27 protein-coding genes are annotated in these 25040 nt (G+C 64.1%); 17 read left to right on the top strand and 10 right to left on the bottom strand.

From position 1 onward, the window contains the following. Nucleotides 1-124: 124 nt before the first annotated feature. The 9 genes from PQR42_RS11605 (at nt 125) to PQR42_RS11565 (ending at nt 8807) form a co-directional block, all read left to right on the top strand. Entirely contained in the window at nt 125-622 is a 498-nt protein-coding gene (locus tag PQR42_RS11605; protein ID WP_408206888.1) for a hypothetical protein, read from the top strand. Between the two features lie 95 nt (nt 623-717). Continuing rightward, the gene (locus PQR42_RS11600; RefSeq protein ID WP_408385783.1) at nt 718-1245 is read left to right on the top strand and encodes a FapA family amyloid fibril periplasmic chaperone; all 528 of its coding nucleotides are present in this window, start codon (nt 718-720) and stop codon (nt 1243-1245) included. Continuing rightward, nucleotides 1242-1889, top strand: a complete 648-nt coding sequence (locus PQR42_RS11595) for a FapB/FapC family functional amyloid domain-containing protein (RefSeq protein WP_408206892.1) — start codon at nt 1242-1244, stop codon at nt 1887-1889. The genes PQR42_RS11600 and PQR42_RS11595 overlap by 4 nt, the downstream gene beginning before the upstream one ends. Nucleotides 1890-1916: 27 nt before the next feature. Continuing rightward, nucleotides 1917-3308, top strand: coding sequence for a FapB/FapC family functional amyloid domain-containing protein (locus PQR42_RS11590; RefSeq protein ID WP_408385781.1), 1392 nt, complete (start codon nt 1917-1919; stop codon nt 3306-3308). 98 nt (nt 3309-3406) lie between these two features. Then, a complete protein-coding gene (locus PQR42_RS11585) occupies nt 3407-4120 on the top strand; it encodes a C39 family peptidase (protein WP_408385779.1) in 714 nt (237 codons plus the stop codon). A gap of 7 nt (nt 4121-4127) precedes the next feature. After that, nucleotides 4128-4955 (top strand): peptidase C39, encoded by an 828-nt coding sequence (locus tag PQR42_RS11580; protein WP_408385777.1) that lies wholly within the window; start codon nt 4128-4130, stop codon nt 4953-4955. A 101-nt stretch (nt 4956-5056) separates the two neighbouring features. Further along, a complete protein-coding gene (locus PQR42_RS11575; protein WP_408385775.1) occupies nt 5057-6493 on the top strand; it encodes a hypothetical protein in 1437 nt (478 codons plus the stop codon). Between the two features lie 24 nt (nt 6494-6517). Beyond that, complete coding sequence (locus PQR42_RS11570; protein WP_408385773.1) at nt 6518-8086, top strand: sigma 54-interacting transcriptional regulator; 1569 nt, start codon at nt 6518-6520, stop codon at nt 8084-8086. Between the two features lie 220 nt (nt 8087-8306). Continuing rightward, complete coding sequence (locus PQR42_RS11565; RefSeq protein WP_106309958.1) at nt 8307-8807, top strand: dihydrofolate reductase; 501 nt, start codon at nt 8307-8309, stop codon at nt 8805-8807. 143 nt (nt 8808-8950) lie between these two features. Here the strand turns inward: PQR42_RS11565 and pmbA are convergent, their stop codons facing one another. Next, nucleotides 8951-10321, bottom strand: a complete 1371-nt coding sequence (pmbA, locus tag PQR42_RS11560) for a metalloprotease PmbA (protein ID WP_408206902.1) — start codon at nt 10319-10321, stop codon at nt 8951-8953. Nucleotides 10322-10608: 287 nt separating this feature from the next. Between pmbA and yjgA the strand changes: the two genes are divergently transcribed. Then, nucleotides 10609-11223 (top strand): ribosome biogenesis factor YjgA, encoded by a 615-nt coding sequence (gene yjgA, locus PQR42_RS11555; RefSeq protein ID WP_408206904.1) that lies wholly within the window; start codon nt 10609-10611, stop codon nt 11221-11223. Further along, on the top strand, nt 11204-11848 hold the full coding sequence (gene mog / locus PQR42_RS11550; RefSeq protein ID WP_408385771.1) for a molybdopterin adenylyltransferase: 645 nt from the start codon (nt 11204-11206) through the stop codon (nt 11846-11848). Before yjgA ends, mog begins: the two co-directional genes overlap by 20 nt. Nucleotides 11849-11882: 34 nt before the next feature. Here the strand turns inward: mog and orn are convergent, their stop codons facing one another. Continuing rightward, nucleotides 11883-12494: an oligoribonuclease gene (gene orn, locus PQR42_RS11545; protein WP_408385769.1), complete on the bottom strand. Its 612-nt coding sequence runs from the start codon at nt 12492-12494 to the stop codon at nt 11883-11885. Nucleotides 12495-12640: 146 nt separating this feature from the next. Between orn and PQR42_RS11540 the strand changes: the two genes are divergently transcribed. Genes PQR42_RS11540 through PQR42_RS11530 form a run of 3 tightly spaced genes read left to right on the top strand, consistent with a single transcriptional unit; the run spans nt 12641 to nt 15169 of the window. Next, nucleotides 12641-13900, top strand: coding sequence for a M48 family metallopeptidase (locus tag PQR42_RS11540; RefSeq protein ID WP_408385767.1), 1260 nt, complete (start codon nt 12641-12643; stop codon nt 13898-13900). After that, the gene (gene rsgA / locus PQR42_RS11535; protein WP_408385765.1) at nt 13897-14847 is read left to right on the top strand and encodes a ribosome small subunit-dependent GTPase A; all 951 of its coding nucleotides are present in this window, start codon (nt 13897-13899) and stop codon (nt 14845-14847) included. Before PQR42_RS11540 ends, rsgA begins: the two co-directional genes overlap by 4 nt. 1 nt (nt 14848) lies before the next feature. After that, nucleotides 14849-15169: a putative signal transducing protein gene (locus PQR42_RS11530; RefSeq protein WP_408206914.1), complete on the top strand. Its 321-nt coding sequence runs from the start codon at nt 14849-14851 to the stop codon at nt 15167-15169. Between the two features lie 195 nt (nt 15170-15364). Here PQR42_RS11530 and PQR42_RS11525 read toward each other — a convergent pair whose 3' ends face one another. The 6 genes from PQR42_RS11525 to rpsP form a co-directional block, all read right to left on the bottom strand. Continuing rightward, on the bottom strand, nt 15365-16303 hold the full coding sequence (locus PQR42_RS11525; protein WP_012433946.1) for a CobD/CbiB family protein: 939 nt from the start codon (nt 16301-16303) through the stop codon (nt 15365-15367). Nucleotides 16304-16417: 114 nt separating this feature from the next. After that, nucleotides 16418-17134, bottom strand: a complete 717-nt coding sequence (locus tag PQR42_RS11520; protein ID WP_408385763.1) for a CoA pyrophosphatase — start codon at nt 17132-17134, stop codon at nt 16418-16420. A gap of 93 nt (nt 17135-17227) precedes the next feature. Then, nucleotides 17228-17617 (bottom strand): 50S ribosomal protein L19, encoded by a 390-nt coding sequence (gene rplS, locus PQR42_RS11515; protein WP_106283809.1) that lies wholly within the window; start codon nt 17615-17617, stop codon nt 17228-17230. Between the two features lie 146 nt (nt 17618-17763). Then, entirely contained in the window at nt 17764-18531 is a 768-nt protein-coding gene (gene trmD / locus PQR42_RS11510) for a tRNA (guanosine(37)-N1)-methyltransferase TrmD (RefSeq protein ID WP_408206921.1), read from the bottom strand. 24 nt (nt 18532-18555) lie between these two features. Further along, nucleotides 18556-19284: a ribosome maturation factor RimM gene (gene rimM, locus PQR42_RS11505; RefSeq protein WP_408385762.1), complete on the bottom strand. Its 729-nt coding sequence runs from the start codon at nt 19282-19284 to the stop codon at nt 18556-18558. 132 nt (nt 19285-19416) lie between these two features. After that, a complete protein-coding gene (rpsP, locus tag PQR42_RS11500) occupies nt 19417-19671 on the bottom strand; it encodes a 30S ribosomal protein S16 (protein WP_007180912.1) in 255 nt (84 codons plus the stop codon). A gap of 172 nt (nt 19672-19843) precedes the next feature. Here rpsP and PQR42_RS11495 point away from each other — a divergent pair, with 172 nt between their 5' ends. Next, nucleotides 19844-21028 (top strand): PQQ-dependent sugar dehydrogenase, encoded by a 1185-nt coding sequence (locus PQR42_RS11495; RefSeq protein ID WP_408385760.1) that lies wholly within the window; start codon nt 19844-19846, stop codon nt 21026-21028. A 275-nt stretch (nt 21029-21303) separates the two neighbouring features. Next, on the top strand, nt 21304-21771 hold the full coding sequence (locus PQR42_RS11490) for an NINE protein (protein ID WP_408206927.1): 468 nt from the start codon (nt 21304-21306) through the stop codon (nt 21769-21771). 16 nt (nt 21772-21787) lie between these two features. Here PQR42_RS11490 and PQR42_RS11485 read toward each other — a convergent pair whose 3' ends face one another. Together PQR42_RS11485 and PQR42_RS11480 are read right to left on the bottom strand one after the other, a co-directional pair. Beyond that, entirely contained in the window at nt 21788-22933 is a 1146-nt protein-coding gene (locus PQR42_RS11485; RefSeq protein ID WP_408385758.1) for a PA0069 family radical SAM protein, read from the bottom strand. Between the two features lie 98 nt (nt 22934-23031). Further along, the gene (locus PQR42_RS11480) at nt 23032-23520 is read right to left on the bottom strand and encodes an Lrp/AsnC ligand binding domain-containing protein (RefSeq protein ID WP_007180908.1); all 489 of its coding nucleotides are present in this window, start codon (nt 23518-23520) and stop codon (nt 23032-23034) included. Between the two features lie 166 nt (nt 23521-23686). On the opposite strand from PQR42_RS11480, the gene PQR42_RS11475 reads away from it, so the two are divergent. Next, on the top strand, nt 23687-24973 hold the full coding sequence (locus tag PQR42_RS11475) for a D-amino acid dehydrogenase (protein WP_408385756.1): 1287 nt from the start codon (nt 23687-23689) through the stop codon (nt 24971-24973). The last annotated feature ends 67 nt before the right edge of the window (nt 24974-25040 follow it).

The raw sequence follows: 25040 nt of genomic DNA, 5'->3' as shown, positions 1-25040 counted from the left end.
CTGAAACGTTTTTGTCCGATTTCTGAATTGTGACTCCCACGTTTTGACTCGCATCCTCATGCATCAATGGATTGCGAGCGATGGCACACGTTTCGCTAAATGCCGTGCACCAAGGAGACACATCATGCGACTCGCTTTCCGCATCGATCTGGGCAAGCTTGCACCATGCGCGGCACTTTGCACCGTCATCGCGCTGATCGTGCTGCCCATTGGCGCCAACGCACAGGAAGCCGGACAGGCTCCATCCGCCACGCTGACGGAATCCGCCGATGCAGGCTCCGCCACCTTCGCGACCGACACGATCGTCACGCCCACTTCATCTGACACGACGACGCGCGCCGCCACCGCATTCTCCCAGCTTGCCGCCAACGTGCTGAGCATTCCGGCCGATGGTGCATCCGTGAACGATTTTTCGCTCGACGACCAGGTGCTCTCGCGGCAACGCGGCGGCGCGGTCGGCATGGTGATGGTCGCCACCACGCCGCAACTCATGCGCGGCAATGGCGGCAGCGGCAACAACGTGACGCTGTGGGACGAGATCGCCCCGCCCTCGCCTTTACCGATCCCGATCGACGCGGCGCGTGCCGCCCAAGGCAACGTCGCCAACTACCAAAGAAAGTAGCCGAACAAATCAACGAAGCAAACAGGGGTGGCGGTGTGGCGGATACACCGCCCGCAGGCAAGACAACAAGACACAAGACGCAAGCAAGGACCGACATGACTACCTCCATCCGGACGCCGCGCGCACTCAGGTCGCGGGTGTCGCCGCACACCTCGTTGCCGGCGGCACTGGCAAGCGTCCTGGTCCTGCTCAGCGTCTCTTTTGCCGTCGACGCCACGGCGCAGCAGGCCGTCAATCCGGGCGACATCATCGTCGAGCGCACGGTTACGCCGCGCGACGCCTTCGTGCCGGTGCCGAAGAGTCAGGATCCGGTCGCCGTGCGCGCCACCACTTTCCCGGCCAATTCATTCAATCCGGCGGTCACTCAGATCGTGGGCGATACCGATCTGACGAATGCGCACGGGTCCAGCGGCGTGGCAGCCGGCGGCGTGCTCGGCGGCACCGGCATGCAAGCGGTCACCCAGATTCTCAGCGGCAAGGCGACTGGCAACAACGTGGCGCTCAATTCCGGCGGCATCGGCCTGCCCGCGCCGGGCATCGGCGGGACCATCACCTCGTCGGTGACGGGCTCGCTGGCGCCGCTGTCGAACGTGCTCACCGGTGCGCTCGGAGGGTTGAAATGAGCCCGCTCGTGAATCCGCACATCGGCCAGTTCAAGCTTCGTTCGCTACATGCGGCGCTGTGCCTTTGCATGGGCGCCGCCTTGGTGGCGAGCCACGCCCACGCGCAGTCGGTGCCAAAAATCGGCGCCACCTCGACCATCGCCAACGGCGCGGCAGCCGGCGTGACGGGCGCGTTCGCGGTCAACGAAACGGCCGGCCTGAACAACGCGCAGGCCAATCAGATCACGGTGTCGAACGGCGGCGTGGTCGGCAACGACAACGCCAGCCTGCAGAGCGCCACCGTGGCCGCGAAGGTCACGAACGCGCGGGCGTCGATCGAAGCCCATGCTTTTTCGAATTCATCCGGTGCGGTGCTGGTAAACCAGTCCGCCGGAGCAGGAAATCTGCAGCGCAACAGCACCCAATTGGGCACCGCGGCGCTCGGAGTCGAGACCGTCTCGGATGGGGAGCTATCCGCGACGGCCCCGAAAAACGGAGGTCTGGGGCAATCAGTGGGGGTTCATAGCGTACGCGAGGCAACCATTTCCAGCGATGCCTTCAAGAACATCAGCGGGATCGTGCAGATCAACCAGACAGCCGGCGCCGGTAATGCCACGGCGAACAGTTTTGTGCTCCGTCCCCCGGCGGGCACTTTTTTTAACTGAGCCACACTTAAAGTATCGGAGCGAATCATGAAGCGCACTCTTATTGCCGCAGCCGTTCTCGTTGCCGCATCCGGCAGCGCGTTTGCCGCACCGCAAAAGGCCTACCTGTTCAATGCCACACTGGTCGGCGAAGCGATCGGCATCGAAGGCTGGGTCGGCCTGTACGGCTGCGTCCATGTGTCCAGCACAGCAGGCGCGGTCGTCAACAACAGCCAGTCGGTCAACGTCAACGCGACGCTCAACCCGCAAGCGCAGAGCTACACGACCGGCCGGGTGACGACCACCTACAACAACAACACCTCGTCGATCAAGGGCAGCGGCTCGGTGTTCGCCGTGGCATCGCAAAGCCACTCGACTTCGTCGTCGGGCGCGCAGGGCTATCAGGCATCGGGCGGCTATGTGTATGGCAGCCAGAGCAGCTCGGTCGCGGGCGGCGGCTATCAGACCAGCCAGCAGGCAGCGGCGATCACCGGCGGCTTCACGCACACCAGCCAGAACGCCGGCGGCCATATCGCAGCCGGCGGCTCGATCGGCGGCAACTACAACTATGCGGGCATCAACACGCCGTTCGGCGGCGGCGGGACGTTCCACGCAGCCGGCGGACTCCAGGCCGGCTACCGGGAATCGAGCTACGCCAACACGTCGGGCGTGGCCGGCGGCTTCGAAGCATCGGAAGCATCCGGACAGGGCAAGGTGTGGGGCTACAAGGCTAGCGAAGGTTCGGGCTTCGCGGCGGTCGGCGAACAATCGTCCGGCTACTCGAGCAGCCGGACCTCGTCCACCGACGCTTATGCCGCCGCATTCGGCGTCGACGCAAGCCTCACCACGACCAACGTGACGACCCGTGGCTCGGTGACGCAGCACACCAACACGCAAGCGGCCGCCACGCTGACCGCCACCACCGGCGCCAACGCCGCCAACGGCGTCTCGGGCAACCTGGGCATCAACATCGCGGAAGGCATCAGCAACGCCCAAAGCAATGACGTGTCGCTCGCCTCGGTCGATATCGGCAACGTGTTCGGCAATGCGCAGATCTTCAGCACGCAATCGGCGAGCGGCACGGCCAGGATCAACAACTTCAATCTGAATGCGTCGATCGGGGATGGCTCGCTGTCGGGGGTGACGGGCAACGTCGGGGTGAACGTCGCCTCGGGCATCGGCAACGTGCAAAACAACAGCCTCGCCGGTGCGGTGACGACGACCAAGCCGGGCAACGCGCTGACCACGGCAATGGTCGCCACGGATGACAACTCGCAAACCGCCGGCATGACGGTCACGGGTCAATTCCAGGGCACCGCGATGCTGGGTGCCAACTCGTTGGCCAACGCGTCCGGCAACATCGGCGTGAATATCGCCGGCGGCGCGGGCAACCTGCAGCACAACGGCCTCGCGATCGCTGCGCTGAACAGCGGCCATTAAGCCGGCGACAGGCAGAAGAAAGAAGCCAGCAAGTGGTTGGGGGAGGACGCGCCGGCAGCCATCGCAGCGGCCGGCGCGTATAGAAGGGGGAGACCAGCATGTCGGGGTTCAGGAGGTACCCGGCGCTACGGTTCGCCGTAGCGCTGGCCAGCTGCACGTTGTGCGTGGGCCAAAGTTGCGCGCAGGCGAGCATCGACACGTCCACGCTGGCCGGCGTTCCGTTGAAAAAGACGGTCCGCTCGATGAAGGACATCCGCTACAGCCACATCGTCAATCAGCAGTTCGATTACAGCTGCGGTGCGGCGGCGCTGGCGACGCTCCTCAAATACGGCTATGGCATCGATATTCCGGAAACCGAACTGATCCGCCGGATGATGGTGTTCTCCACTCCCGAAGTCGTTGTCAAGAATGGCTTCTCCATGCTCGACATGAAGAAATTCGTCGAGACCATCGGTTTGCGCGGCCGCGGCTTCCGCGTCAACGCCGACGCGCTCCAGCACTTGCAGATTCCCGTGATGGTTCTGATGAACATCGACGGGTACGAGCATTTCGTGATCGTCAAGCATGCGCAGGATGGCCGCGTGTTCGTCGCGGATCCTGCCCTCGGCAATCGCATCCTGCTCGAAGAGGACTTCGTCCGGACCTGGAACGGTCTGGTGTTCGCGGTCCTCGGCAAACCCTTCAGGGAGGATTCCCCGCTCTTGCAGGACAACGAGTCGCTCGCGCTCAAGCTGCGCGCCAGCGCGCTGGCCAACGGCACCGCCGCGACTCCCTTTGTCGAGTACGGCTTGATCAAGGCAGACCTGTTCTGAACCAACCATGAAGCAACACCTCACCCAGCTCGGGCTCGCGATCTGCACCATGATGTGTGGCTTAAGCGGAATAAGCGGCAGCGCCCAGGCAGCATCAGGCACCGGCTCGCCGCCGTTGCCTGAATTTCTCGCTTCTCATGACAGCGGTTCCGCCGCCGTCAAGGTGCAGATGGTGGACGACGATGTCCTCGCCGGCCAGACCGGCAAGTATGCCGGCGGCACGATGATCTCCGGCTTCGTTCTGAACATCATCTCGCAATGGCAACTGCCCAACGGCGTGACCGCCCTCGCCCAGGGCACGCTCGGCGCGGCCCAGAACGCGCTCGGCCAGGTGACGACGACCGTCAGCACGCTCGCGAGCGTGACGGGCGGCGGCCCCGGCAGCCATGCCAATGCCGCCAGTTCGGGGGCCAATCCCAACGCTCAGGTCAACGGTGGCCAGAGCATTACGGTCAACGGTGTTTCACAAGTGACACAGGTGGCGGGCGACCGTAATAGCGGCGCCAACTCCGCGCTCATCGATTTCAACAACAAGGCCGTGACGCTGGCGGGCACCGCCAATGCCCCGTCAGCCGCGGCCAGCAATTCGACCGGCTCCGTCAAAGCCGGCATCTCGTTCGGCAGCAACGGCATCAGTGTCGCGCTGCAGACGCCGGCCGGGCTCGCCACCCAGACCGTCACACCGGGCAACGGGCAAATCGCCCAGTTGCTGCAGATTGCAGGCAATAACCAGCAAGTCGCCAACGCATTGCAGCTGCATTTGCAAACTCAGCCAATGTCGGCCTCGATGATCCGCCAGTTAGGCGTACTACAAGCTCTGCAGAACAGGAGATAAGCACGCGGGCCGCCACCCGCCGACCGTAGCAAGGCAGTACACGTAAGGCCGCGCGCCGTCTGGACCGGGGACGCGCGGCGCGAACACCGGGGGAACAGAAAATGAACAATCTTTCATCGAAGAAGGTGCCGCGCATGGCACTGGCGGCCATTCCGGCCGCCGTCATGCTATTCGCACTTTCGCAAGGGGCGAGCGCCCAGGCGCTTGCTGGACAATCGGTCGAAGAACGTTTGAACACGTTGATGCGGGTCGTCGACGAACAACAGCGGCAGATTCATTCACTCGAGCGTCAGGTGACCAATCTGGAGATGTCGCAACACGGCCGCGGCGTACCGGGCGCCGGCGCGCCGGCCGGCAGCGATACCGTGGCCGAACAGCCCGGTGCCGACGGCCTGCCGGTGCCGCTGCCGCCGCTCGCACAGATCAGTCCCGGCGCCCCCGCGACCGGCGGCAACACGGGCACGGCGACCGGCGTGCCCGTCTATCCGCCGCCGCCCGCAGGCAGCAGCGCGGGCGGCCTGCCGCCCGCGAGCGACGGCAGCGGCGCCATCGGCCAGACGCAAAAAGCGGCCGAACCGGTGCGCACGCAGGCGGAAGAAGCGGTCGTGCAGCGCGAGCATGCCCCGCTCTTCGACCACAAGCTCACGATGGACTGGGGCATCAGCGACACCTACTACGATCGCCGTCAGTTGCAGTTGTCGGGCTTCCTTGCGCTCGACGCGATTTTCCTCGGCAACATCAACCTCGGCGAGACCAAGTCGCACCAGGTGATGGCGGACCTCGATACGCGCTACGGCCTGACCGACCGCATGAGTATCGACGTCGACGTGCCGTACATCTACCGGCATAGCAACTTCATTGTCGGCGGCGCGGGCGGCGCGGCGAGCACGATGTCGGATGCGTCGGTGAACGGCAGCAATATCGGCGACGTCAACTTCGGGATCTACTACCAGTTCCTGAAGGAGACCAACAGCCTGCCGGACGTGGTCGGCAGCCTGCGCATCAAGGCGCCGACCGGCACCTCGCCGTTCGGCGAGAAGCTGGTGCAGCTGGACGCCAACAACACCAATCTGGTGGCGCCGAGCAAGCTGCCCACCGGCACGGGCTTCTGGAACATCACGGCCGGCGTCTCGCTATTGAAGACCTATGACCCGGTGGTGCTGTTCGGCAGCCTCTCTTACACCTACAACATCGCGCGCTCGTTCGCGGACATCTCGTCGGTGCAGGGGCAAACCCAGCCGGCGACGGTCAAGCTCGGCGACATCGTGCAGTTCGGCGGCGGCGTGGCGCTCGCATTCTCCGACAAGGACTCGGCCAGCATCTCCTACACGATGGCGCTCGCACCCGAATCGAAGACACGCGCGCCCGGGGGCTCATACGAAAAAGTGCCGGGCAGCGAGACGACCGCCGCGGCGCTCAATTTTGGCCTGAACCACGTCGTGAACAAGCACCTGACCATCAACGGCTCGGTCTCCGTGGGCTTAACGCCCGACGCGCCGAACTTCGTGGTCGGCATGCGGTTTCCCTACACATTCTGACGTGCCAACGATACGAGGTCGAACGTGCGTGAATCACCTCATCTGACCAGTGTTGCTCCGGTAGCCGGAGCGGGATCGGGAGCGCATACGACACGGGCGCTGCCGAACGAGATGGCGGCGAGCCACCCCGTCGATGTCGCGACAAGCCGGCCCTCGGCGGTGGTGGCGACGATCGGCGGCGCAGCGCCGTTGGGCGCGGTGGCCGGCTCCGGCGCCGAACGCCTGTTGCTGTACGTGGCCCGCACGCCGGACGACACGCTGATCGCGCATCTGAAAAGCCGTGGCTGGCACGTCGCGGCGGCGCGCTCGGCGCATGAACTCGGCCGTCTGTTGAAACCCGATGTGGCTTGCGCGGGCATCGTCGATCTGGCGAGCTTTCCGCCGCGCGATCTCGCCGGACTCGAAGCGAGCTTGCGTCAACAGCAGGTCGGCTGGATCGCGCTCGCCACTACCGAGCGGCTCAACGATCCGGTGGTGCGGCGCCTCGTGCGCCACTACTGCTTCGACTTCGTGAAGATGCCGGTGGCCAACGCCACGGTCGACTATCTGGTCGGCCACGCGTTCGGCATGGTGACGCTGTGCGATCCCGAAGTCGCGGCGCCCATGAGCGAGTCGGGCGACGAGGAAATGGTCGGCACCTGCGAAGCCATGCAGCAACTCTTTCGCACCATCCGCAAGGTGGCGAACACCGACGCCAGCGTGTTCATCTCCGGCGAGTCGGGCACCGGCAAGGAGCTGACCGCGCTCGCGATTCACGAGCGTTCGCCGCGCCGCAAGGCGCCGTTCATCGCGATCAATTGCGGCGCGATTCCGCACCACCTCTTGCAATCCGAATTATTCGGCTATGAGCGCGGCGCGTTCACCGGCGCGAATCAACGCAAGATCGGCCGCGTCGAGGCCGCCGACGGCGGCACGCTGCTGCTCGACGAAATCGGCGACCTGCCGCTCGAGAGCCAGGCGAGCCTGCTGCGCTTTCTGCAGGAAGGCAAGATCGAGCGGCTCGGCGGACGCGAATCGATTCCGGTCGACGTGCGGATCATTTCCGCGACGCACGTCGATCTGGAAGGCGCGATGCGCGACGGCCAGTTCCGCGCCGACCTGTTTCATCGACTCTGTGTGCTGCGTGTGGACGAGCCGCCGCTGCGCGCGCGCGGCAAGGACATCGAAATTCTCGCGCAGCACATCCTGCACAAGTTCAAGACCGACAGCGCGCGCAAGATCCGCGGCTTCACGCCGTCGGCGATCGAGGCGCTCTACAACTACAACTGGCCCGGCAACGTCCGCGAACTGATCAACCGGGTGCGCCGCGCGATCGTGATGGCGGAGAACAAGCTGATTTCCGCCGACGACCTCGATCTCGCGCACTTCACCGCGCAGCAGACCATGACGCTCTCGCAAGCGCGCGAGGCCGCCGAGAAGCGCGCGATCGAAGCGGCGCTGCTGCGTCATCGTCATCGGTTGAATGAGGCGGCGATGGATCTGAGTATTTCGCGCGTGACGCTGTACCGGCTGATGGGTCAGCACGGGTTGCGCGAATTGAGCGCCGCCGACGAGAAGGCGGCACTCGCCGCGGACGACAGCGCGCAGGAATGAGGCGGCGTGGGCTGGGCACGGCCGGCGGCGCCTCGTGGAGCTGGGTGAAGCCGCGTGATCAGGCAGCCGCGTCCGGCTGCGGCGCGCGCGTGGTTTGCACGGCGCGTCCCAGCCGGCTGCGCTGCCGCCGCACCGGCGGCTTCCGGGCCGAAACCCGCCACGGCGGTCCGGACCCGCGTGTCAGGTAGAATCAGTCCGGTTACGTTCCCCTTTCCATTCGATGACGACGCTCACCTTGATCGTCGCTCGCGCCAACAACGGCGTGATCGGCCGCGACAACCAGTTGCCCTGGCGACTTCCCGAAGATCTCGCGTTCTTCAAGCGCACGACCATGGGCGCGCCCATCATCATGGGCCGCAAGACGCATGAGTCGATCGGCCGGCCGTTGCCGGGACGCCGCAATATTGTCGTGACGCGGGATGCCACGCGGCGTTTTCAGGGCTGCGACGCGGCCACGACGCTCGAAGACGCGCTCAAGCTCGCCGCTCAGGATCAGGCGCCGGAAGCGTTTCTGATCGGCGGCGCGCAGTTGTACGCGGAAGGTTTGCGGCAGGCGGACAAACTGATCATCACCGAGATTTCCGCCGATTTCGAAGGCGACGCCACTTTTCCCGCGCTCGATGAAAACGAGTGGGAAGAAGTCGCGCATGAAACGCATCGCGCGGATGCGCCGAACGATTTCGACTACGCGTTCGTGACGTATAAGCGCAAAGGCGCCTGAGGTCACTGGCTCGCGGCGTCCTGCCGTCCATGCGCAGACAGCCGCCGCCAGCCTGATATAAAAAACGCCACGCAATCAATTGCGTGGCGTTTTCACTTCTACTAGCCAGCCAACAGGGCCGCTGGGATGCGGCTATAACCCGCTTACTGCCCCGCGATCGTCATCCGTTCGATCAGCACCGAGCCGGTCTGCTTGGTGCCGCGCGTGATCGTATCCGCGCCGATCGCGACGATGTGACGGAACATCTCCTGCAACGTGCTCGCCACCGTGATCTCCTCGACCGGATACTGGATCTTGCCGTTCTCGACCCAGAAGCCCGACGCGCCGCGCGAGTAGTCGCCCGTCACGTAGTTCACGCCCTGCCCCATCAGTTCGGTCAGCAACAGGCCGGTGCCGAGCTTGCGCAGCATCTCTTCGAAGTCGTCCTCGGGACGCGTGTTCGAGCTTCGCAGCGACAGGTTGTGCGAGCCGCCCGCGTTGCCGGTGGTCTGCATGCCGAGCTTGCGCGCCGAGTAAGTGGACAGGAAATAACCTTCCACCACGCCGTCCTTCACCACCGAACGCTGCTTGGTGCGCACGCCTTCTTCGTCGAACGGCGCGCTGCCCATTGCGCGGGCCACGTGCGGATCTTCGACCACCTGCACGTGCGGCGCGAACACCGGCTTGCCGAGGCTGTCGACGAGGAACGAGGTCTTGCGATACAGCGCGCCGCCACTCGTGGCCTGCACGAAGGCGCCGAGGATGCCCGCGGCGAGCGGCGCCTCGAACAGCACCGGCACCTTGCGCGTATCCAGACCGCGCGCGCCGATGCGCGCCAGCGCGCGTTGCGCCGCGTAACGGCCGACGGCTTCCGGATCGGCCAGTTCTTCGGCGCTGCGGGTGGACGTGTACCAGTCGTCGCGCTGCATGTTGCGGGCACTGCCCGCAATCGGCGCGCACGCGATGTAGTGGCGCGAGTACGGATAACCCGCCAGAAAGCCGCGTGAGGTGGCCAGCACGAACTGCGAGTGCTGTGCCGAGACGCTCGCGCCTTCCGAATTCTTGATCTGCGGATCGGTCGCGAATGCAGCGTCTTCCGAGCGGCGGGCGATTTCCACCGCTTCGTCCGCGGACAGATTCCACGGGTGATAGAGGTCGAGATCGCGCGGCGCCGTTTCCAGCAACTCCGCTTCGGCGAGACCCGCGCAATCGTCTTCCGCCGTGAAGCGGGCGATGTTGTAGGCCGCCGCGACCGTGTCCTTCAAAGCCTGCGACGAAAAGTCCGAAGTGCTCGCGTTGCCGCGCTTGTTGCCGATGAACACCGTCACGCCGACCATCTTGTCGCGGTTGTGCTCGATCGTCTCGACTTCGCCGCGCCGCACGGAGACGGACAGGCCGTCGCCTTCGGAAATCTCGGTCGCCGCGTCGGTACCGCCGAGCGACTTCGCGTGACGAAGGATGTCCGAGGCGATTTCCTTCAGTTCATCCTGGGTATGCGGAAAAAAGCGCTGCTTGACGTCCATGTCTGCTGCCATTGTCGTTGCCGTCCTGTTCGGGGCCGAGCGGCCCAATGTGTTCGCTGTGTTCGCACCGGTCACGCACATGCCTCACGCTTGCGCGCGCCGGTGTCTGCGCCTGTGTCCGATGACGTATCCCGCGATCATAGCAAGGTACGCGATGCCGTACCTGGCATTCGCTGCGCCTCGCCCGACTGTCGACTGAGCGCCGCCTGAGCGCCGCGTTGCCATCGCTTCGCAATGCGCGAGGCCTTGTGCGAGGCAGCACGGCGGGTTCGGTGGGCGCGGCACGCTACAATATCGGAATGACACGCAAAACCCGCATTCAACCCATCGAATCCGCCGAGCCGGAAGTCGACGAGAACGGCTACGACCGTCCCAGCAAGTCCCAGCTCAAGCGCGAAATGCACGAGTTGCAGGAACTGGGCGCGGCGCTGATCGCGCTGCCCAAAGACGCGCTCAAGCGCATGCCGATGCCCGAAAAGCTCGACGACGCCGTGCGCGAAGCGCGCCGCATCACCGATCACGAAGGCAAACGCCGGCAGGTGCAATACGTCGGCCGCGTGATGCGCTCGCTGCTGGACGAGGAAACCGCCGCGCTGCGCACGGCGCTCGACACCTATAACGGCGTCAACAAGGCGGAAACGGCCAAGCTGCACTGGATCGAGCGCACCCGCGAAAAGCTGCTCGCCGACGACGCCGCGCTGACCGATTTCATCCGCCAGCACCCGAACGCTGACCCGCAGCAAGGCCGCACGCTGATCCGCAACGCCCGCAAGGAAGCGCAGCAGAGCAAGCCGCCGCGCTACTTCCGTGAACTGTTCCAGTGGATCAAGAACGCGGACGGCCCGTCCGCTCAGACCGATTCCGACGCCGACGACGCCCTGGACGAAGACGACGATGACGACCGCGACGCCTAAGGCAGCACGTAAGCACCCCGACGAAATCGTGATCGGCCTCGTGTCGATCAGCGATCGCGCGTCCACCGGCGTGTACGAGGATAAAGGGATTCCGGCCTTGCAGGAGTGGCTCGGCGCGGCGCTGACTTCGCCGTGGCAAGTGGTCACGCGCCTGATTCAGGACGATGCGCCGACCATTTCCGCCACGCTGACCGAACTGGTCGACGAGGTGGGCTGCGATCTGGTGCTGACCACCGGCGGCACTGGCCCGTCGCGCCGCGACGTGACGCCCGAGGCGACGCTGGCCGTCGCCACCAAGGAAATGCCGGGTTTCGGCGAGCAGATGCGGCAGATCAGCCTGAATTTCGTGCCGACCGCGATTCTGTCGCGCCAGGTCGCGGTGATTCGCGAAACGGCGGACCATGCGGCGCTGATCATCAACCTGCCGGGTCAGCCGAAGTCGATCAAGGAAACGCTGGAAGGCTTGCGCGACGCCGAAGCAGGTGGCGCGGTGAAGGTGCCGGGCATATTCGCCGCCGTGCCGTACTGTATCGACCTGATCGGCGGGCCGTACGTGGAAACCAACGCCGACGTGGTGAAGGCATTCCGGCCGAAGAACGCGCAGCGCGCGCCCCGGCCGGCCTAGGCGCGCTTTTTTCTACTGCTTCGATTCCGCAGTTTTATTCCGCGCCGGCGGCGTCGTCCGGTGCCGACGGGATCAGGAAGTGCTCGCGGTAGTACTTCAGTTCGTCGATCGACTCATGGATATCGGCCAGCGCCGTGTGCATCGCGCGCTTCTGGAAGCCCTTATAGATTGTCGGTTGCCAGCGGCGGCACAGTTCCTTCAGCGTGCTGACGTCGAGATTGCGGTAATGGAAGAAACGCTCCAGATCCGGCATCCAGCGGGCCATGAAGCGGCGGTCCTGGCAGATCGAGTTGCCGCACATCGGCGATTTGCCAGGCGGCACGTAAGCACTCAGGAAATCGCGGATCTGGTCGGTGGCGTCGGCCTCGCTCACCGTGGACGCCTTCACGCGGTCGATCAGTCCCGAACGGCCATGCGTGTTCTGATTCCACTGATCCATTTTGGCGAGCGTCTCGTCGCTCTGATGAATCGCCAGAACCGGACCTTCGACCAACCTGTCGAGCGTCGAATTCGTCACCACCACCGCGATTTCGATGATGCGGTCGGAATCGGGCTCGAGCCCGGTCATTTCCATGTCCAGCCAGACGAGATTCATGTCGCTGCGCACGAGCGGCGGCTGTTCGGTGGATGCGAGGATGTCAGTCATGAAGGCAGCCCTGATGGCCGGGCAAACGGCTCGTCTGCAAGCCCGCCTGCCACGGCGATTGTTCGTTTGAGATTGGTTTGAGCGTGTTCCCGCCGCGCGGCGGGAAGAAACATATAATTCTCGCATAGATACCACGGAATCCCCGGATGCCTACCCTGTACTTCACCGTTCTGTTCGTCGTCGCCGTCGTGGCGATGGTCGGCACCAAACTGTGGCTCGCGTCGCGGCAAATCCGCTTCGTAGCCGGCCATCGCGAGCAGGTGCCGAGCCAGTTCGCCGGCACCATCGCGCTCACCGCGCATCAGCGCGCCGCCGACTACACCGTCGAGCGCACCCGCCTCACGATGATCGAAATCGTCGTCAGCGCGGCCGTGCTGATCGGCCTCACGCTGCTCGGCGGCGTGCAGGCGCTGGATCTCGGTATCTCCGACTGGCTCGGCCGCGGCTACATCGGCCAGATCGCGCTGGTCGCCGCGGTGATCGCGATCACCAGCGTGATCGACCTGCCGTTCGATTACTACCGGCAGTTCGTGGTCGAGCAGCGCTTCGGCTTCAACCGCATGAGCAAGGGCATTTTCTTCGTCGACCGGCTGAAGGGCGTGCTGCTCGGCGCCGCGTTTGGCCTGCCGCTGCTGTTCGTCGTGCTGTGGCTGATGAACCAGGCCGGCAGCCTGTGGTGGCTGTGGACGTGGATCGTGTGGGTCGCCTTTCAGATGCTCGTGCTGGTGCTGTATCCGTCGTTTATCGCGCCGCTTTTCAACAAGTTCGAACCGCTCAAGGACGAAGCGCTGAAAAGCCGCATCGAGGCGCTGATGCAGCGCTGCGGCTTCGCCGCCAAGGGCCTTTTCGTGATGGACGGCAGCCGCCGTTCGGCGCACGGCAATGCCTACTTCACCGGCTTCGGCGCGGCCAAGCGGATCGTGTTCTTCGACACGCTGCTCGCGCGCCTGTCGGGCAGCGAGATCGAAGCCGTGCTCGCACACGAACTCGGCCACTTCAAGCGTCGTCATGTGATCAAGCGCATGCTCGTCACCTTCGCCATCAGCCTCGCGATGCTCGCCCTGCTCGGCTGGCTCACCCAGTGCGTGTGGTTCTATGAAGGGCTGGGCGTGCGGCCGTCGCTGATCGGCGGCAATAGCGGCCTCGCGCTGGTGCTGTTCTTCCTCGCGCTGCCGGTGTTCCTGTTCTTCGTGACGCCGCTCGGCAGCCTCAGCTCGCGCAAGCACGAATTCGAAGCCGACGCGTTCGCCGCGACGCAGACCGATGCGCAAGACCTCGTCAACGCGCTCGTCAAGCTGTACGAGGACAATGCGTCGACCCTGACGCCCGATCCGCTCTACACCGCGTTCTACTATTCGCATCCGCCGGCGTCGCAGCGGATCGACCGCCTGCTGCGGCACGCATGAGCGGCCGCTCCCCGAAAGCGCCGCGCGCGCCGTCCAGCACGCGCGTCGGCGGCCTCGTGGTGGCCGCGCATGGCCGCCACTATCTGGTCGCGCCGGATGACGGCGGCGCCATGCTCCAATGCTTTCCGCGCGGCAAGCGCAGCGAAGTGGCAGTCGGCGATCGCGTGGTTTATGAGCTGGCTTCGGCGGACCAAGGCGTGATCGTCGAGATCGGCGAGCGGCGCAATCTGCTGTATCGCTCGGATCAGTACAAGTCGAAGTTGTTCGCTGCCAACCTCGATCAGCTATTGATCGTGTTGGCCACGGAACCGCATTTCAGCGAAGACCTGCTCGGGCGCGCACTCGTCGCGGCTGAGGCGAACGAGCTGAAGCCGCTGATCGTGCTGAACAAGACCGACGTGACTGCTGAACTCGAAGGCGCGCGCAAGCGGCTCGAGTCGTATCGCGCGCTGGGTTATACGGTCGTGGAAGTGTCGATCAAGATGCAGCCCGACGCCGCGCGTGCCGCGTTGATCGAACATCTGCAGGGTCATTCGACGCTGTTGCTCGGCCAGTCCGGCATGGGCAAATCGACGCTCGTGAATCTGCTGATTCCCGATGCCGAGGTCGCGACGCGCGAGATTTCGACGGCGCTGAATAGCGGACGCCATACGACGACCTTTACGCGTCTCTATCCGCTGCCGGATAGCGCGGACGGCGAAGGCGGCGTGTTGATCGACTCGCCGGGCTTCCAGGAATTCGGCCTGCATCATCTGACCGAAGGCCGGCTCGAACGCGCATTTCCGGAGTTCCGGCCGCTGCTGCCGAACTGCCGGTTCTACAACTGCCATCACCTGCATGAGCCCGGTTGCGCGATCCTCGAAGCGGTCGCCGATGGCCGCATCCGCCGCGAACGGCATGCGCTGTATGCGCAACTTGTGCACGAAGCCAGCCAGATCGTCCGCTGACATGAGACTCATGCGCGCGCCGAATCTGATCATCGGACAGCATTGGGTCAATGTGCTGGCCACGGCGGGCATTGCTTGCGAGCTACACAATCGTTATCTGAACGGCGCGCTCGGCGATATTCCGGCGGATCAGTGTTCGCCAGAGCTTTGGCTCGTCGATGAACGTGATGAGGCGATGGCGCGGAGACTGATCGACGCGGCGTTACATGGACCGGCGGCGGGGTCGCCTGGCTGGCGATGTCGTCAGTGTGGTGAGACGCTCGAGGCGCAGTTTACGGTGTGCTGGCAGTGTGGGACGGCGCGGGATCCGCGGGATGGGTGAAGGGGCGCCTTCTTGATTGGCCGGCCGTGGCATCGTGGCTGCGGTATAGGCAAATAAGCCTTGGCACCGCGCTTTACGGCGCGATTCTCCACGCCTGAAAAACAAAACCCTACGCTTCGATGAAACGTAGGGCTGGTCAGCGGTCTGAAGCCGGTTCTCTTGTTCGCCAGTACCAGTAGCGCTAGCTTGACGACATTAAGCCAGCCACACCGCGATCGTCAGCATCAGCAACAAAATCATCCACAGCACCACCGCGCGCCACACCAAGCCTACGGCCGATTGCAGCGTGCGCGGCGTGCAGTCGTCGCCGACCTGCATCGGGCCGCCGTCGCCGGTGGCGAGCGCGTCGAGGCTCGACGGTTCAGCCAGCGGCCCGCTCAGACGAGCGCCCAGGGCGCCGCTACCTGCCGCCAGCAACACGCCGTCGTTCGCATCCGGCCATTGGCGCGCATGGTTGCGCCATGCATAAATCGCGTCCTCGAAATTGCCGACGATCGCAAAGCCCAGCGACGTCAGCCGCGCCGGCACCCAGTCGATCACGAAGAAAGCGCGCTGCGCGAAGCTCGAAAACGCGACCGTGCGGTCATCGACCGGCCGCGCCCACGTGCGCGCCAGGTATTCGGCAATCCGATACAGCACCGCGCCCGCCGGGCCGACCGGAATCAGAAACCAGAAGAACACGCCGAACACGTGCCGATGCGAAGCGACCACCGCATGAATCAATGTATGGCGCACGATCTCGCTGACGGGCATGTCGACGGTATCAAGCCCGGTCCATTCGTTCAGGATCTCGCGCGCGCGCGGCACGTCGTCGTTATTCAACGCGAGGTGGATGTCCGTGAAGTAGTGGCTGAACTGGCGGAAGCCCAGCGTGAAGTACAGCACCGCGACGTTCCAAAGGAACGCCAGCGCAAAGTGAATGTGATAGAGCACGTAGTAGACGAGCGCGACGACCAGCGTCCAGGGCACCACCACCACGAGCCAGGCGAGCAAGCCATGCTTCGGCTTGCCGGCATCGAATCCGTGCGCCGCCGACTCCGCATGGTATTGAAGCAACGCCGACACCGGATTGTTCGGCGACAACGCGCGTACCTGTTCAATGATCAGAGCCAGCAATACGGAGAAAAAAGTCATGCGATGCGCCGTGCTTTTCGAGTTTTACGATTATTTTATAACGATAGCACAGGGTCGGATGCCACTGAGCGCGGACGTCGACAAACACCCGACAACTGCACAGTCCCGGGCAACTCAGGCCGCAAGGAAGCGATAGAAGTTACGCAGCATCGCCGCTGTCGCGCCCCAGATGAAATAGTGGCTGCCGACTTCGCTGCCATTCTCCTCAGGTTCAGCCGATGCGGCGCGCGGATACGGCATGGCGAAAAAGCGGCGCTCGCCGCCTTCATAGCGGAACACGCGCACTTCGTGGTGCACGGGATTCATCAGAAAGGCGAGCGGCACTTCGAAGACTTCGGCCACTTCGAGCGCGTCCGCCTTCACCGTGAACGGCGGATGCACGAGGCCGATCACCGGCGTCACACGAAAACCGGTGCCCGTCAGATAGTCGGGCAAGGCGCCGAGAATTTCCACACGCGATGGATCGAGGCCGACCTCCTCCTCCGCTTCCCGCAGCGCGGTGGCCGTGGCATCGGCGTCGAAGGGTTCGTGACGGCCGCCAGGGAAGCTCACCTGGCCGGCGTGATCGTTCAGATGGTCGGCACGCTGCGTCAGCAGCACGGTCAGGCCGTGCTCGCGGACCACCAGCGGCACCAGCACCGCCGCGACTCGCGGATCGGCGTGGGCATCGCGCCAGGGCGCATCGACGACGAGCTCGGGGGTCCAGGCAAGACGCTGCTCGAAGCGTGCGCGCAGGCCATCAGGCGTGAGACGGCCGGCCGCCACCGGCGGCAGATCGGCGCCGGTCGCTTCGACAGGCAGGGTTTCAGGCTCAAAGACGGGGCGGGTCAACGGGTCTCTCGAAATGAGCGGATAGGGGACATGCCGCTATTTTGACCTGGCAAACAAAAAAGCACCCGCGAGGGGTGCTTTTTCTTACAGCATTTACGCTTCGGCAGCGTTGCGATCTTTCTTCGCAACCAGCTTTTCCTTGATCCGGGCCGACTTGCCCGAACGGTCGCGCAGGTAGTACAGCTTCGCACGACGCACATCGCCACGACGCTTCACGACGATGCTTGCCAGCAGCGGCGAGTACGTCTGGAACGTACGCTCGACGCCTTCGCCCGACGAAATCTTGCGGACGATGAACGACGAATTCAGACCACGGTTACGCTTGGCGATCACGACGCCTTCGTAAGCCTGAACACGCTTACGCGTACCTTCAACCACGTTCACGCTGACGATCACCGTATCGCCGGGGGCGAATTCGGGGATGGTCTTCTCGCCGAGGGCGCGGCCGATTTCTTCCTGCTCGAGTATTGCAATCAGATTCATCACTGACTCCTAAGTCCATCTTGTCGGCGTTCGTACCTGCCTCGCGGAAAATGCTTGGCTACGGCCCCGATAGAGGATGGGTTCACATCAGGCGCCGTGCACGCATGCGCGGCGCCGCCTAATGTCCGCTCGAAAGACCCAAGGCTTTACGCCTTCGACTCTTCCTTCGCGAGACTCGTAAGCCATGCCTCGTCGGCACGGCTCAACATCTTGTTCTTTCTGGCCTTCACGATCAGATCGGGCCGCTTGTTCAACGTGTTGCGCAAGGCTTCACGCCGACGCCACGCTTCGATCTCCGCATGATGGCCGCCGAGCAGCACATCGGGCACACGCACGCCGTCGTATTCCTCGGGGCGCGTGTAATGCGGGCAATCCAGCAGCACGTCGACAAAACTATCCTGCACCGCCGACTGCGAGTCGTTGAGCACGCCGGGCAACTGACGCACCACGGCATCCATCAAGGCCATGGCGGGCAATTCGCCGCCCGACAGCACGAAGTCGCCAAGACTGACTTCTTCGTCGACGACACGATCGAGCAAACGCTGATCGATCGCTTCATAGCGCCCGCACAACAGGATCAGGCCGGGCTCGGCCGCGAATTGCATGACGCGGTCGTGATTCAGCGTGGCGCCTTGCGGCGACATCATCACGACGCGCGACGCGCCGATGCCCTGCTCCGCCTGCGCCGCTTTCGCCGCGCCGATCGCGTCTTCCAGCGGCTTGGCCAGCATCACCATGCCGGGTCCGCCGCCGTACGGGCGATCGTCGATCGTGCGGTAGTTGTCGGTCGTGAAATCGCGCGGATTCCACGTACGCAACCCGTAGCGCTCCTGCTTCGCCGCACGGCTGGTGATACCCCAGTCGGTCAGCGCGCGAAACATGTCAGGAAAGAGCGTGACGACATCGAACTGCATCGCTCTCTCCATTCAGCGAATGATTTAGTAATCAGCTTCCCAGTCGACAGTGATCTGCTTCGCCGCCTGGTCCACCGTTTTGACAAAGACGCCGACGAACGGGATCAAACGCTCGCCGGTGACCGGCTTGCCGCTTTTGTCGGTAGCCGGATATTCGATACGCATCACCGAGTGCGCACCGTTGTCGATCATGTCTGCAACCTTGCCGAGATTGACCCCGGCAACGTTCACCACATCCAGGCCGAGCAGGTCGACCCAGTAGAATTCGTCGGCTTCGAGGGCCGGAAATTCGCTGCGGCTGATATAGACGCGGGAGCCGCGCAGTGCCAGCGCCACATCACGGTCAGTGACGCCGCCCAGATGGGCAACCACACTGTCGCTATGCGTTTTCGCCTGCAATGACGGCGCCGACTTGCGCTCCTGGCCTTTGAGCAGCCACCAGCGCTTCGCGCTCAGCAATGCGTCGCCGCCGTGTCCGGCATCCGCATGGGCGGCTACCTTGACCCAGCCCTTGAGGCCGTAAGCGTCGACGATTGCGCCGACCTCGACCGCGTCGGCCGGCCAACCTTCCACCGTTTCCATGCGCATTTCCGCGGCACCGGATCCGGCGTTTGCAACTTGGGCTTTCGCCTTGCCTTCGGCTTTTTCGACCGGCTTGCGGACGAATGCACCGAACGGCGCCTGACCAGGCGTCTTCGCGCGCGGGGCTGCTGCCTTTACGCGACCAGAACTGCCGGAATCACGCTCAGACATAAGAACACCTCGAAGATAACCTCGCTGTCAGCTTCGACGCCTGCTTCAGCAAAACAACTCGCGCATCGGACTGCTCACGCACACCGCGCGAGCCGCCGGTCGAACCGACGACGATACGCATGCTAGCTACCATTAAGCAGCCGGCTGCGCCTTTGCAGCTTCCTTCACGAGACGCTCGACGGTCGGCGACAGTTGTGCGCCAACGCCTTGCCAGTACGTCAGGCGATCCTGAGCGATACGCAGGGACTCGCCCTTCGTAGCGACCGGGTTGTAGAAGCCAACGCGCTCGATGAAGCGGCCGTCACGACGGTTACGCGAATCGGTTGCGACGATGTTGTAGAACGGGCGCTTCTTGGAGCCGCCACGAGCCAAGCGGATGATGACCATACTAGAATCCTTGAAAACCGGGGTTCGGAACGACTGAAACACGCGATTATAGCGGGAAACCAACGCCATAACAAACACTTACCCGGATAAACTGAGCGACCGGGTTGCGCCGGCCATCCAGGCGGGAGCCCGGAACCACGTCGAAACGCCCGAATTACCTGACGGAGCGCCCGTGAAACTCCTGCCGCCAATTGTGTTTTTGCGCGCTTTTTTTACCGCCGCCATACGGTTTGCCGTCCCGGCGCGCGCTTTGCGAAGCCGGCGCCTGCGCACGGGCGTGGCTGTGTTGCTCGCGGCGACCGCCCTGCCGGCGCTCGCGGCGCTACCCGTGGATCGGATCAAACTGCCGCCGGGCTTCCATATCGAGGTTTTGTCGGACGCCGTGCCGAGCGCGCGAGCCATGGCGCTCTCGCCGAAGGGCATTCTTTATATAGGCAGCCTCGACGGCCACGTCTACGCGCTCGAACTGCAAAACGGACGCGTGACGGCGCGCCATGTGATCGCGTCCGGCCTGGAAACGCCGGCGGGCGTGGCATGGCACGATGGCGCGCTCTATGTGTCAGCAGTGTCGAAAATTGTACGCTTCGATGCGATCGACACCCATCTGAAAGATCCGCCCAAGCCCGCCGTCGTGATCGATACGTTGCCCACGGAGACGCACCACGGCTGGAAATTCGTCGCTTTCGGCCCGGACGGCAAGCTATACGTGCCGCAAGGCGCGCCCTGCAACGTCTGCCTGAAAGATCGCAACCGCTTCGGGATGATTGGCCGCATGGATCCGGACGGCAGTCACTACGAGGTCGTGGCGCGCGGCATCCGCAATTCGGTCGGCTTCGCGTGGCATCCCGTGACGCATGAACTGTGGTTCACCGACAACGGCCGCGACCTGCTTGGCGACGACGTGCCGGACGACAAGCTCAACCGCGCGCCGCGCGCCGGGATGGATTTCGGCTTTCCGTACTGCCATGGCGGCGACACGCCGGATCCCGAGTTCGGCAAGGACCATCCGTGCAGCGCGTTCACGCCGCCCGTGGTCAAACTCGGTGCGCATGTCGCGGCGCTCGGCATGCGCTTCTACAGCGGGTCGATGTTTCCGCCCGCTTACCGGAACAGTATTTTTATCGCCGAGCACGGATCGTGGAATCGCAGCAAGAAGGTCGGCTATCGCGTCGTGCATGTAACGACTGACCCGGACGGCGGCAACGCGCGCCAGGAAGTCTTTGCCGAAGGGTGGCTCGAGCCCGGCGAAACCGAGTGGGGCCGTCCCGCCGATGTGTTGCCGCTGCCCGACGGTTCGCTCCTGATCAGCGACGATTACGCCGGCGCGATCTATCGCGTCACATACTCGGCGCCGTAGCTTGCCTTAAGCGACTCACGGCTTCGAACGCCGGCCGCTCGAAAAGCCCGATCAGTCAACCGACCTCGCCAGCCTTGCCGCCGCCCCGATCCGGCGCGCCTGGTACACCGACCGCTCGGCCGACCGACCCGATCCGGCGCTTCTCACACAACCCGCCCCGCCGGCGCGACTACCCGTCACGTGACCGGCGGCACGCGGCGGGCGTAGAATGCGCGTCGGTCCGCGCGAGCCGCGCGCCGCTCCTTTCGACCGCCTGTCACTCTGCTCTGGCCTACATGTCCACCCTTGTTTCGACTTCCCCGCGTTTCAGATCCAAGACGATTACCGCCGCCCTGGCGTTCTTCTTGGGCAGCCTCGGCGCTCACCGTTTCTATCTGTACGGCATGCGCGACATCTACGGCTGGGCTCACGTGATCGGCACGCTGATCGGCATTCCGGGCGCCATGCTGTTGGTGGCCAGCGAACGCTCGTCGATGCTCGGCTGGGTGCTGGCCTTCCCCGGCGCGGTTTCGCTGCTCGCCGCGTTTCTCGCCGCGATCGTCTACGGGCTGCGCCCGGACGAAAAGTGGGACGCGCAGTTCAACGCCCAGACCCAGCGCAAAAGCCGCTCCGGCTGGACGGTCATTTTCATCGTGATTTTTTCGCTGCTGATCGGCGCATTCCTGCTGATGACAGGCCTCGCCATTTCGTTCCAGACCTACTTCGAAAGCCAGGTGCAGGCGGCCAAAGCCCTCTCGCAATGAGCCGCCGCGCGCCGCGCTAAAAAAGATCCAGCTGAGGATCGTCGCGTGCCGGTTCGCCGGGACGCGGCGCCTCGACCCGGCGAAAGTGCGACATATCCAGAATGCCGCGGTCACGCCGGTTCAGGCCTAGACGGCGGACCGCCTTGTGGAATCGCTGCTTGAGCAGATCCGCCCACAAGCCTTCGCCCTTCATGCGCGTGGAGAACGACGAGTCGTAGTCCTTCCCGCCCCGCATGTCGCGCACGCGGCTCATCACCCGGTCGGCGCGATCGGGAAAGTGCGCGGCGAGCCAATCCTTGAATAGCGGGGCGACCTCCCAAGGCAAGCGCAGCACGATATAGCTAGCATTGCTTGCGCCGGCCTCGGCACAGGCCTCTAGCACGCGCTCCATGTCCGGTTCAGTAACGAACGGAATCACCGGCGCGATGCTGACGCCGACTGGAATGCCCGCCTCGCTCAACGTGCGGATCGTGCGCAGCCGCCGTGACGGCGTGGCCGCGCGCGGTTCCAGCGTGCGAGCGATCCCGGCGTCCAGCGTGGTAATGGTGATGGCCGCCATGAATTGCCCGCGCGCCGCCATGGGCACCAGCAGATCGAGATCGCGTTCGATCAGCGACGACTTGGTGATCGCCGCGAACGGATGCTGACGTTCGCTCAAGACTTCGATCACTCTGCGCGTGAGCCGCAAGTCGCGCTCGGCGGGCTGCCAGGCGTCCGTGTTGACGCCTAGCGCGATCGGCTCCGGCACATACGATTTCTTCGACAGTTCCCGCTCGAGCAACTCCGGCGCATTGACCTTCGCGTAGATCCGGCTTTCAAAGTCGAGCCCCGGCGATAGCCCCAGATAAGCGTGCGTGGGCCGCGCAAAACAATAAATGCAGCCGTGCTCGCACCCGCGATACGGGTTCAGCGACACGCTGAACGGAATATCCGGCGATGCATTGCGCGTCAGGATCGTCTTGGCCCGCTCTTCGAAGACCTGCGTGCGCAAGACCTTGGGCTCGTCATCGTCTTCCGACGTCGACAACCAGCCGTCGTCCACCGCTTCGCGCTGGTCGACTTCGTAGCGGCCTTGCAGGTTCGTCACCGCGCCACGGCCCTTGCGAGGCGCGGGCGGCGCGATCGGAAATTCGTTGACGAAGTGTGGATCGGAGTCGGTCACGGGTGGAACACGCAAAAACAGAAAACGGCGCAAAATACCTGTACAAATATACAGTGTTCACGCCGTTTGTCGAGCCCCGCCGAGCGCTGTTGTGCCGCCTAATCCCCGACCGCGATGGTCAGCGTTTCCTTGATTTCCTCCATCACCACGTAGCTCTTCGACTGCACCGCGCCGGGCAGCTGCAACAGGATATCGCCGAGCAGCTTCCGGTAATCGGCCATTTCGCCGATGCGCGCCTTGATCAGATAGTCGAAATCGCCCGACACGAGGTGGCATTCCAACACCTCCGGGATCTTCTGCACCTCGCGGCGGAACTGGTCGAACATGTTGCCGCTCTTGTGATCCAGCGTGATCTCGACGAACACCAGCAGCGCCGCGCCCAACTCCGCCGGGTTCACGCGTGCGTGGTAGCCGGTGATCACGCCGTCGCGCTCCATCCGCTTGACGCGCTCGATACACGGCGTGACCGACAGTCCCACCTGCTCGGCCAGGTCTTTCATGGCCATGCGGCCGTCCTGCTGCAGCAGCCGCAGGATCTTGTGATCGAGTTTGTCGAGGGCCCGGACCGGTTGGCGTTGTGTACGCATGGTGTTTTTTCTGAAAATCTTGAAAATACAATAACAAAACCTACTTCACTGTTAATAGTATAGCGGTTAACACTGGGCGAACGGCATTACACCTCGTTAATCGAACGAATCCAACGAATCGACGAGCGCAGCGCCCTCAGACCTTATTTGAATACCTGGAGCAACTATGCGAGTCGTGGTTTTGGGCAGTGGCGTCGTCGGCGTGACCAGCGCGTATTACCTGGCGCGCGCGGGGCACGAAGTGACCGTGATCGATCGCGAGGCCGGCCCGGCGCTCGAAACCAGTTTCGCCAACGCCGGCCAGATCTCGCCGGGCTATGCGTCGCCGTGGGCCGCGCCTGGCGTGCCGCTGAAGGCCGTCAAGTGGATGTTCCAGAAGCACGCGCCGCTGGCGATCCGCCTCGACGGCACCCAATTCCAGCTGCAGTGGATGTGGCAAATGCTGCAGAACTGCACGTCGTCGCGCTATGCGGTGAACAAGGGCCGCATGGTCCGCCTCGCCGAATACAGTCGCGACTGCCTGCAAGCGCTGCGCGCCGAAACCGGCATTCAGTACGAAGGCCGCACTGGCGGCACGCTCCAGGTGTTCCGCACGCAGCAGCAATTCGACGGCGCCGCGAAAGACATCGCGGTGCTGCAGGAAGCCAATGTGCCGTATGAATTGCTGTCGCCGGCCGAACTCGCGCGGGCCGAACCGGCGCTCGCCGCCGTGTCGCACAAGCTGACCGGCGGTCTGCGCCTGCCGGGCGACGAAACCGGCGACTGCCAGATGTTCACCACGCGCCTCGCCGCGCAGGCTGAAGAACTGGGCGTCAAATTCCGCTACAACACGCCGATCGACGCACTCGCGATGGCCGGCGACCGCATCGCCGGCGTGAAGTGCGGCGAGGAACTGGTGCGCGCCGATTCGTTCGTCGTCGCGCTGGGTTCGTTCTCGACCCAGTTCCTGTCCGGTCTGGTGAAGATCCCGGTCTATCCGCTCAAGGGTTATTCGATCACCGCGCCGATCGTCAACGAAGCGTCGGCGCCGGTGTCGACCGTGCTGGACGAAACGTACAAGATCGCGATCACGCGTTTCGACGACCGGATCCGTGTGGGCGGCATGGCCGAGATCGTTGGCTTCGACAAATCGCTGCGCCAGGCGCGCCGCGAAACGCTGGAGCTGTGCGTGAACGATCTGTTTCCGGGCGGCGGCGATACGTCGAAGGCCACCTTCTGGACCGGTCTGCGTCCGATGACGCCGGACGGCACGCCGATCGTCGGCCGCACTCCCGTGCCGAATCTGTTCCTGAACACGGGCCACGGCACGCTGGGCTGGACGATGTCGTGCGGCTCGGGCCAACTGCTCGCCGATGTGATGTCAGGCAAGCAACCGGCCATCAAGGCGGACGATCTGTCGGTGCATCGCTATCTCGGCGAGACTGGCGGTGCGCATCGCCCGGCCTATGCTTAAGATTTAACGACGACGCTTCGCGAGAGCGGTTGCGCTGGTTTGTGATCTCACAGACCAGCGCGACAAA

The sequence above is a fragment of the Paraburkholderia sediminicola genome, from assembly GCF_046027355.1.
In the GTDB taxonomy this organism is placed as follows: domain Bacteria; phylum Pseudomonadota; class Gammaproteobacteria; order Burkholderiales; family Burkholderiaceae; genus Paraburkholderia; species Paraburkholderia sediminicola_B.
Note: the sequence above shows the minus strand (reverse complement) of the source record. Positions and strands in the feature narration are given on the sequence as shown.

Coding starts and splice junctions, on each gene's coding strand:
- PQR42_RS11540 (WP_408385767.1), top strand. CDS start 12,641: ATGCCTACCCTGTACTTCACCGTTCTGTTCGTCGTCGCCGTCGTGGCG.
- PQR42_RS11595 (WP_408206892.1), top strand. CDS start 1,242: ATGAGCCCGCTCGTGAATCCGCACATCGGCCAGTTCAAGCTTCGTTCG.
- rsgA (WP_408385765.1), top strand. CDS start 13,897: ATGAGCGGCCGCTCCCCGAAAGCGCCGCGCGCGCCGTCCAGCACGCGC.
- PQR42_RS11590 (WP_408385781.1), top strand. CDS start 1,917: ATGAAGCGCACTCTTATTGCCGCAGCCGTTCTCGTTGCCGCATCCGGC.
- PQR42_RS11480 (WP_007180908.1), bottom strand. CDS start 23,520: ATGCGTACACAACGCCAACCGGTCCGGGCCCTCGACAAACTCGATCAC.
- rplS (WP_106283809.1), bottom strand. CDS start 17,617: ATGAATCTGATTGCAATACTCGAGCAGGAAGAAATCGGCCGCGCCCTC.
- PQR42_RS11605 (WP_408206888.1), top strand. CDS start 125: ATGCGACTCGCTTTCCGCATCGATCTGGGCAAGCTTGCACCATGCGCG.
- PQR42_RS11600 (WP_408385783.1), top strand. CDS start 718: ATGACTACCTCCATCCGGACGCCGCGCGCACTCAGGTCGCGGGTGTCG.
- PQR42_RS11530 (WP_408206914.1), top strand. CDS start 14,849: ATGAGACTCATGCGCGCGCCGAATCTGATCATCGGACAGCATTGGGTC.
- PQR42_RS11475 (WP_408385756.1), top strand. CDS start 23,687: ATGCGAGTCGTGGTTTTGGGCAGTGGCGTCGTCGGCGTGACCAGCGCG.
- orn (WP_408385769.1), bottom strand. CDS start 12,494: ATGACTGACATCCTCGCATCCACCGAACAGCCGCCGCTCGTGCGCAGC.
- rpsP (WP_007180912.1), bottom strand. CDS start 19,671: ATGGTCATCATCCGCTTGGCTCGTGGCGGCTCCAAGAAGCGCCCGTTC.
- PQR42_RS11525 (WP_012433946.1), bottom strand. CDS start 16,303: ATGACTTTTTTCTCCGTATTGCTGGCTCTGATCATTGAACAGGTACGC.
- PQR42_RS11585 (WP_408385779.1), top strand. CDS start 3,407: ATGTCGGGGTTCAGGAGGTACCCGGCGCTACGGTTCGCCGTAGCGCTG.
- pmbA (WP_408206902.1), bottom strand. CDS start 10,321: ATGGCAGCAGACATGGACGTCAAGCAGCGCTTTTTTCCGCATACCCAG.
- rimM (WP_408385762.1), bottom strand. CDS start 19,284: ATGTCTGAGCGTGATTCCGGCAGTTCTGGTCGCGTAAAGGCAGCAGCC.
- mog (WP_408385771.1), top strand. CDS start 11,204: ATGACGACCGCGACGCCTAAGGCAGCACGTAAGCACCCCGACGAAATC.
- yjgA (WP_408206904.1), top strand. CDS start 10,609: ATGACACGCAAAACCCGCATTCAACCCATCGAATCCGCCGAGCCGGAA.
- PQR42_RS11580 (WP_408385777.1), top strand. CDS start 4,128: ATGAAGCAACACCTCACCCAGCTCGGGCTCGCGATCTGCACCATGATG.
- PQR42_RS11490 (WP_408206927.1), top strand. CDS start 21,304: ATGTCCACCCTTGTTTCGACTTCCCCGCGTTTCAGATCCAAGACGATT.
- PQR42_RS11565 (WP_106309958.1), top strand. CDS start 8,307: ATGACGACGCTCACCTTGATCGTCGCTCGCGCCAACAACGGCGTGATC.
- trmD (WP_408206921.1), bottom strand. CDS start 18,531: ATGCAGTTCGATGTCGTCACGCTCTTTCCTGACATGTTTCGCGCGCTG.
- PQR42_RS11575 (WP_408385775.1), top strand. CDS start 5,057: ATGAACAATCTTTCATCGAAGAAGGTGCCGCGCATGGCACTGGCGGCC.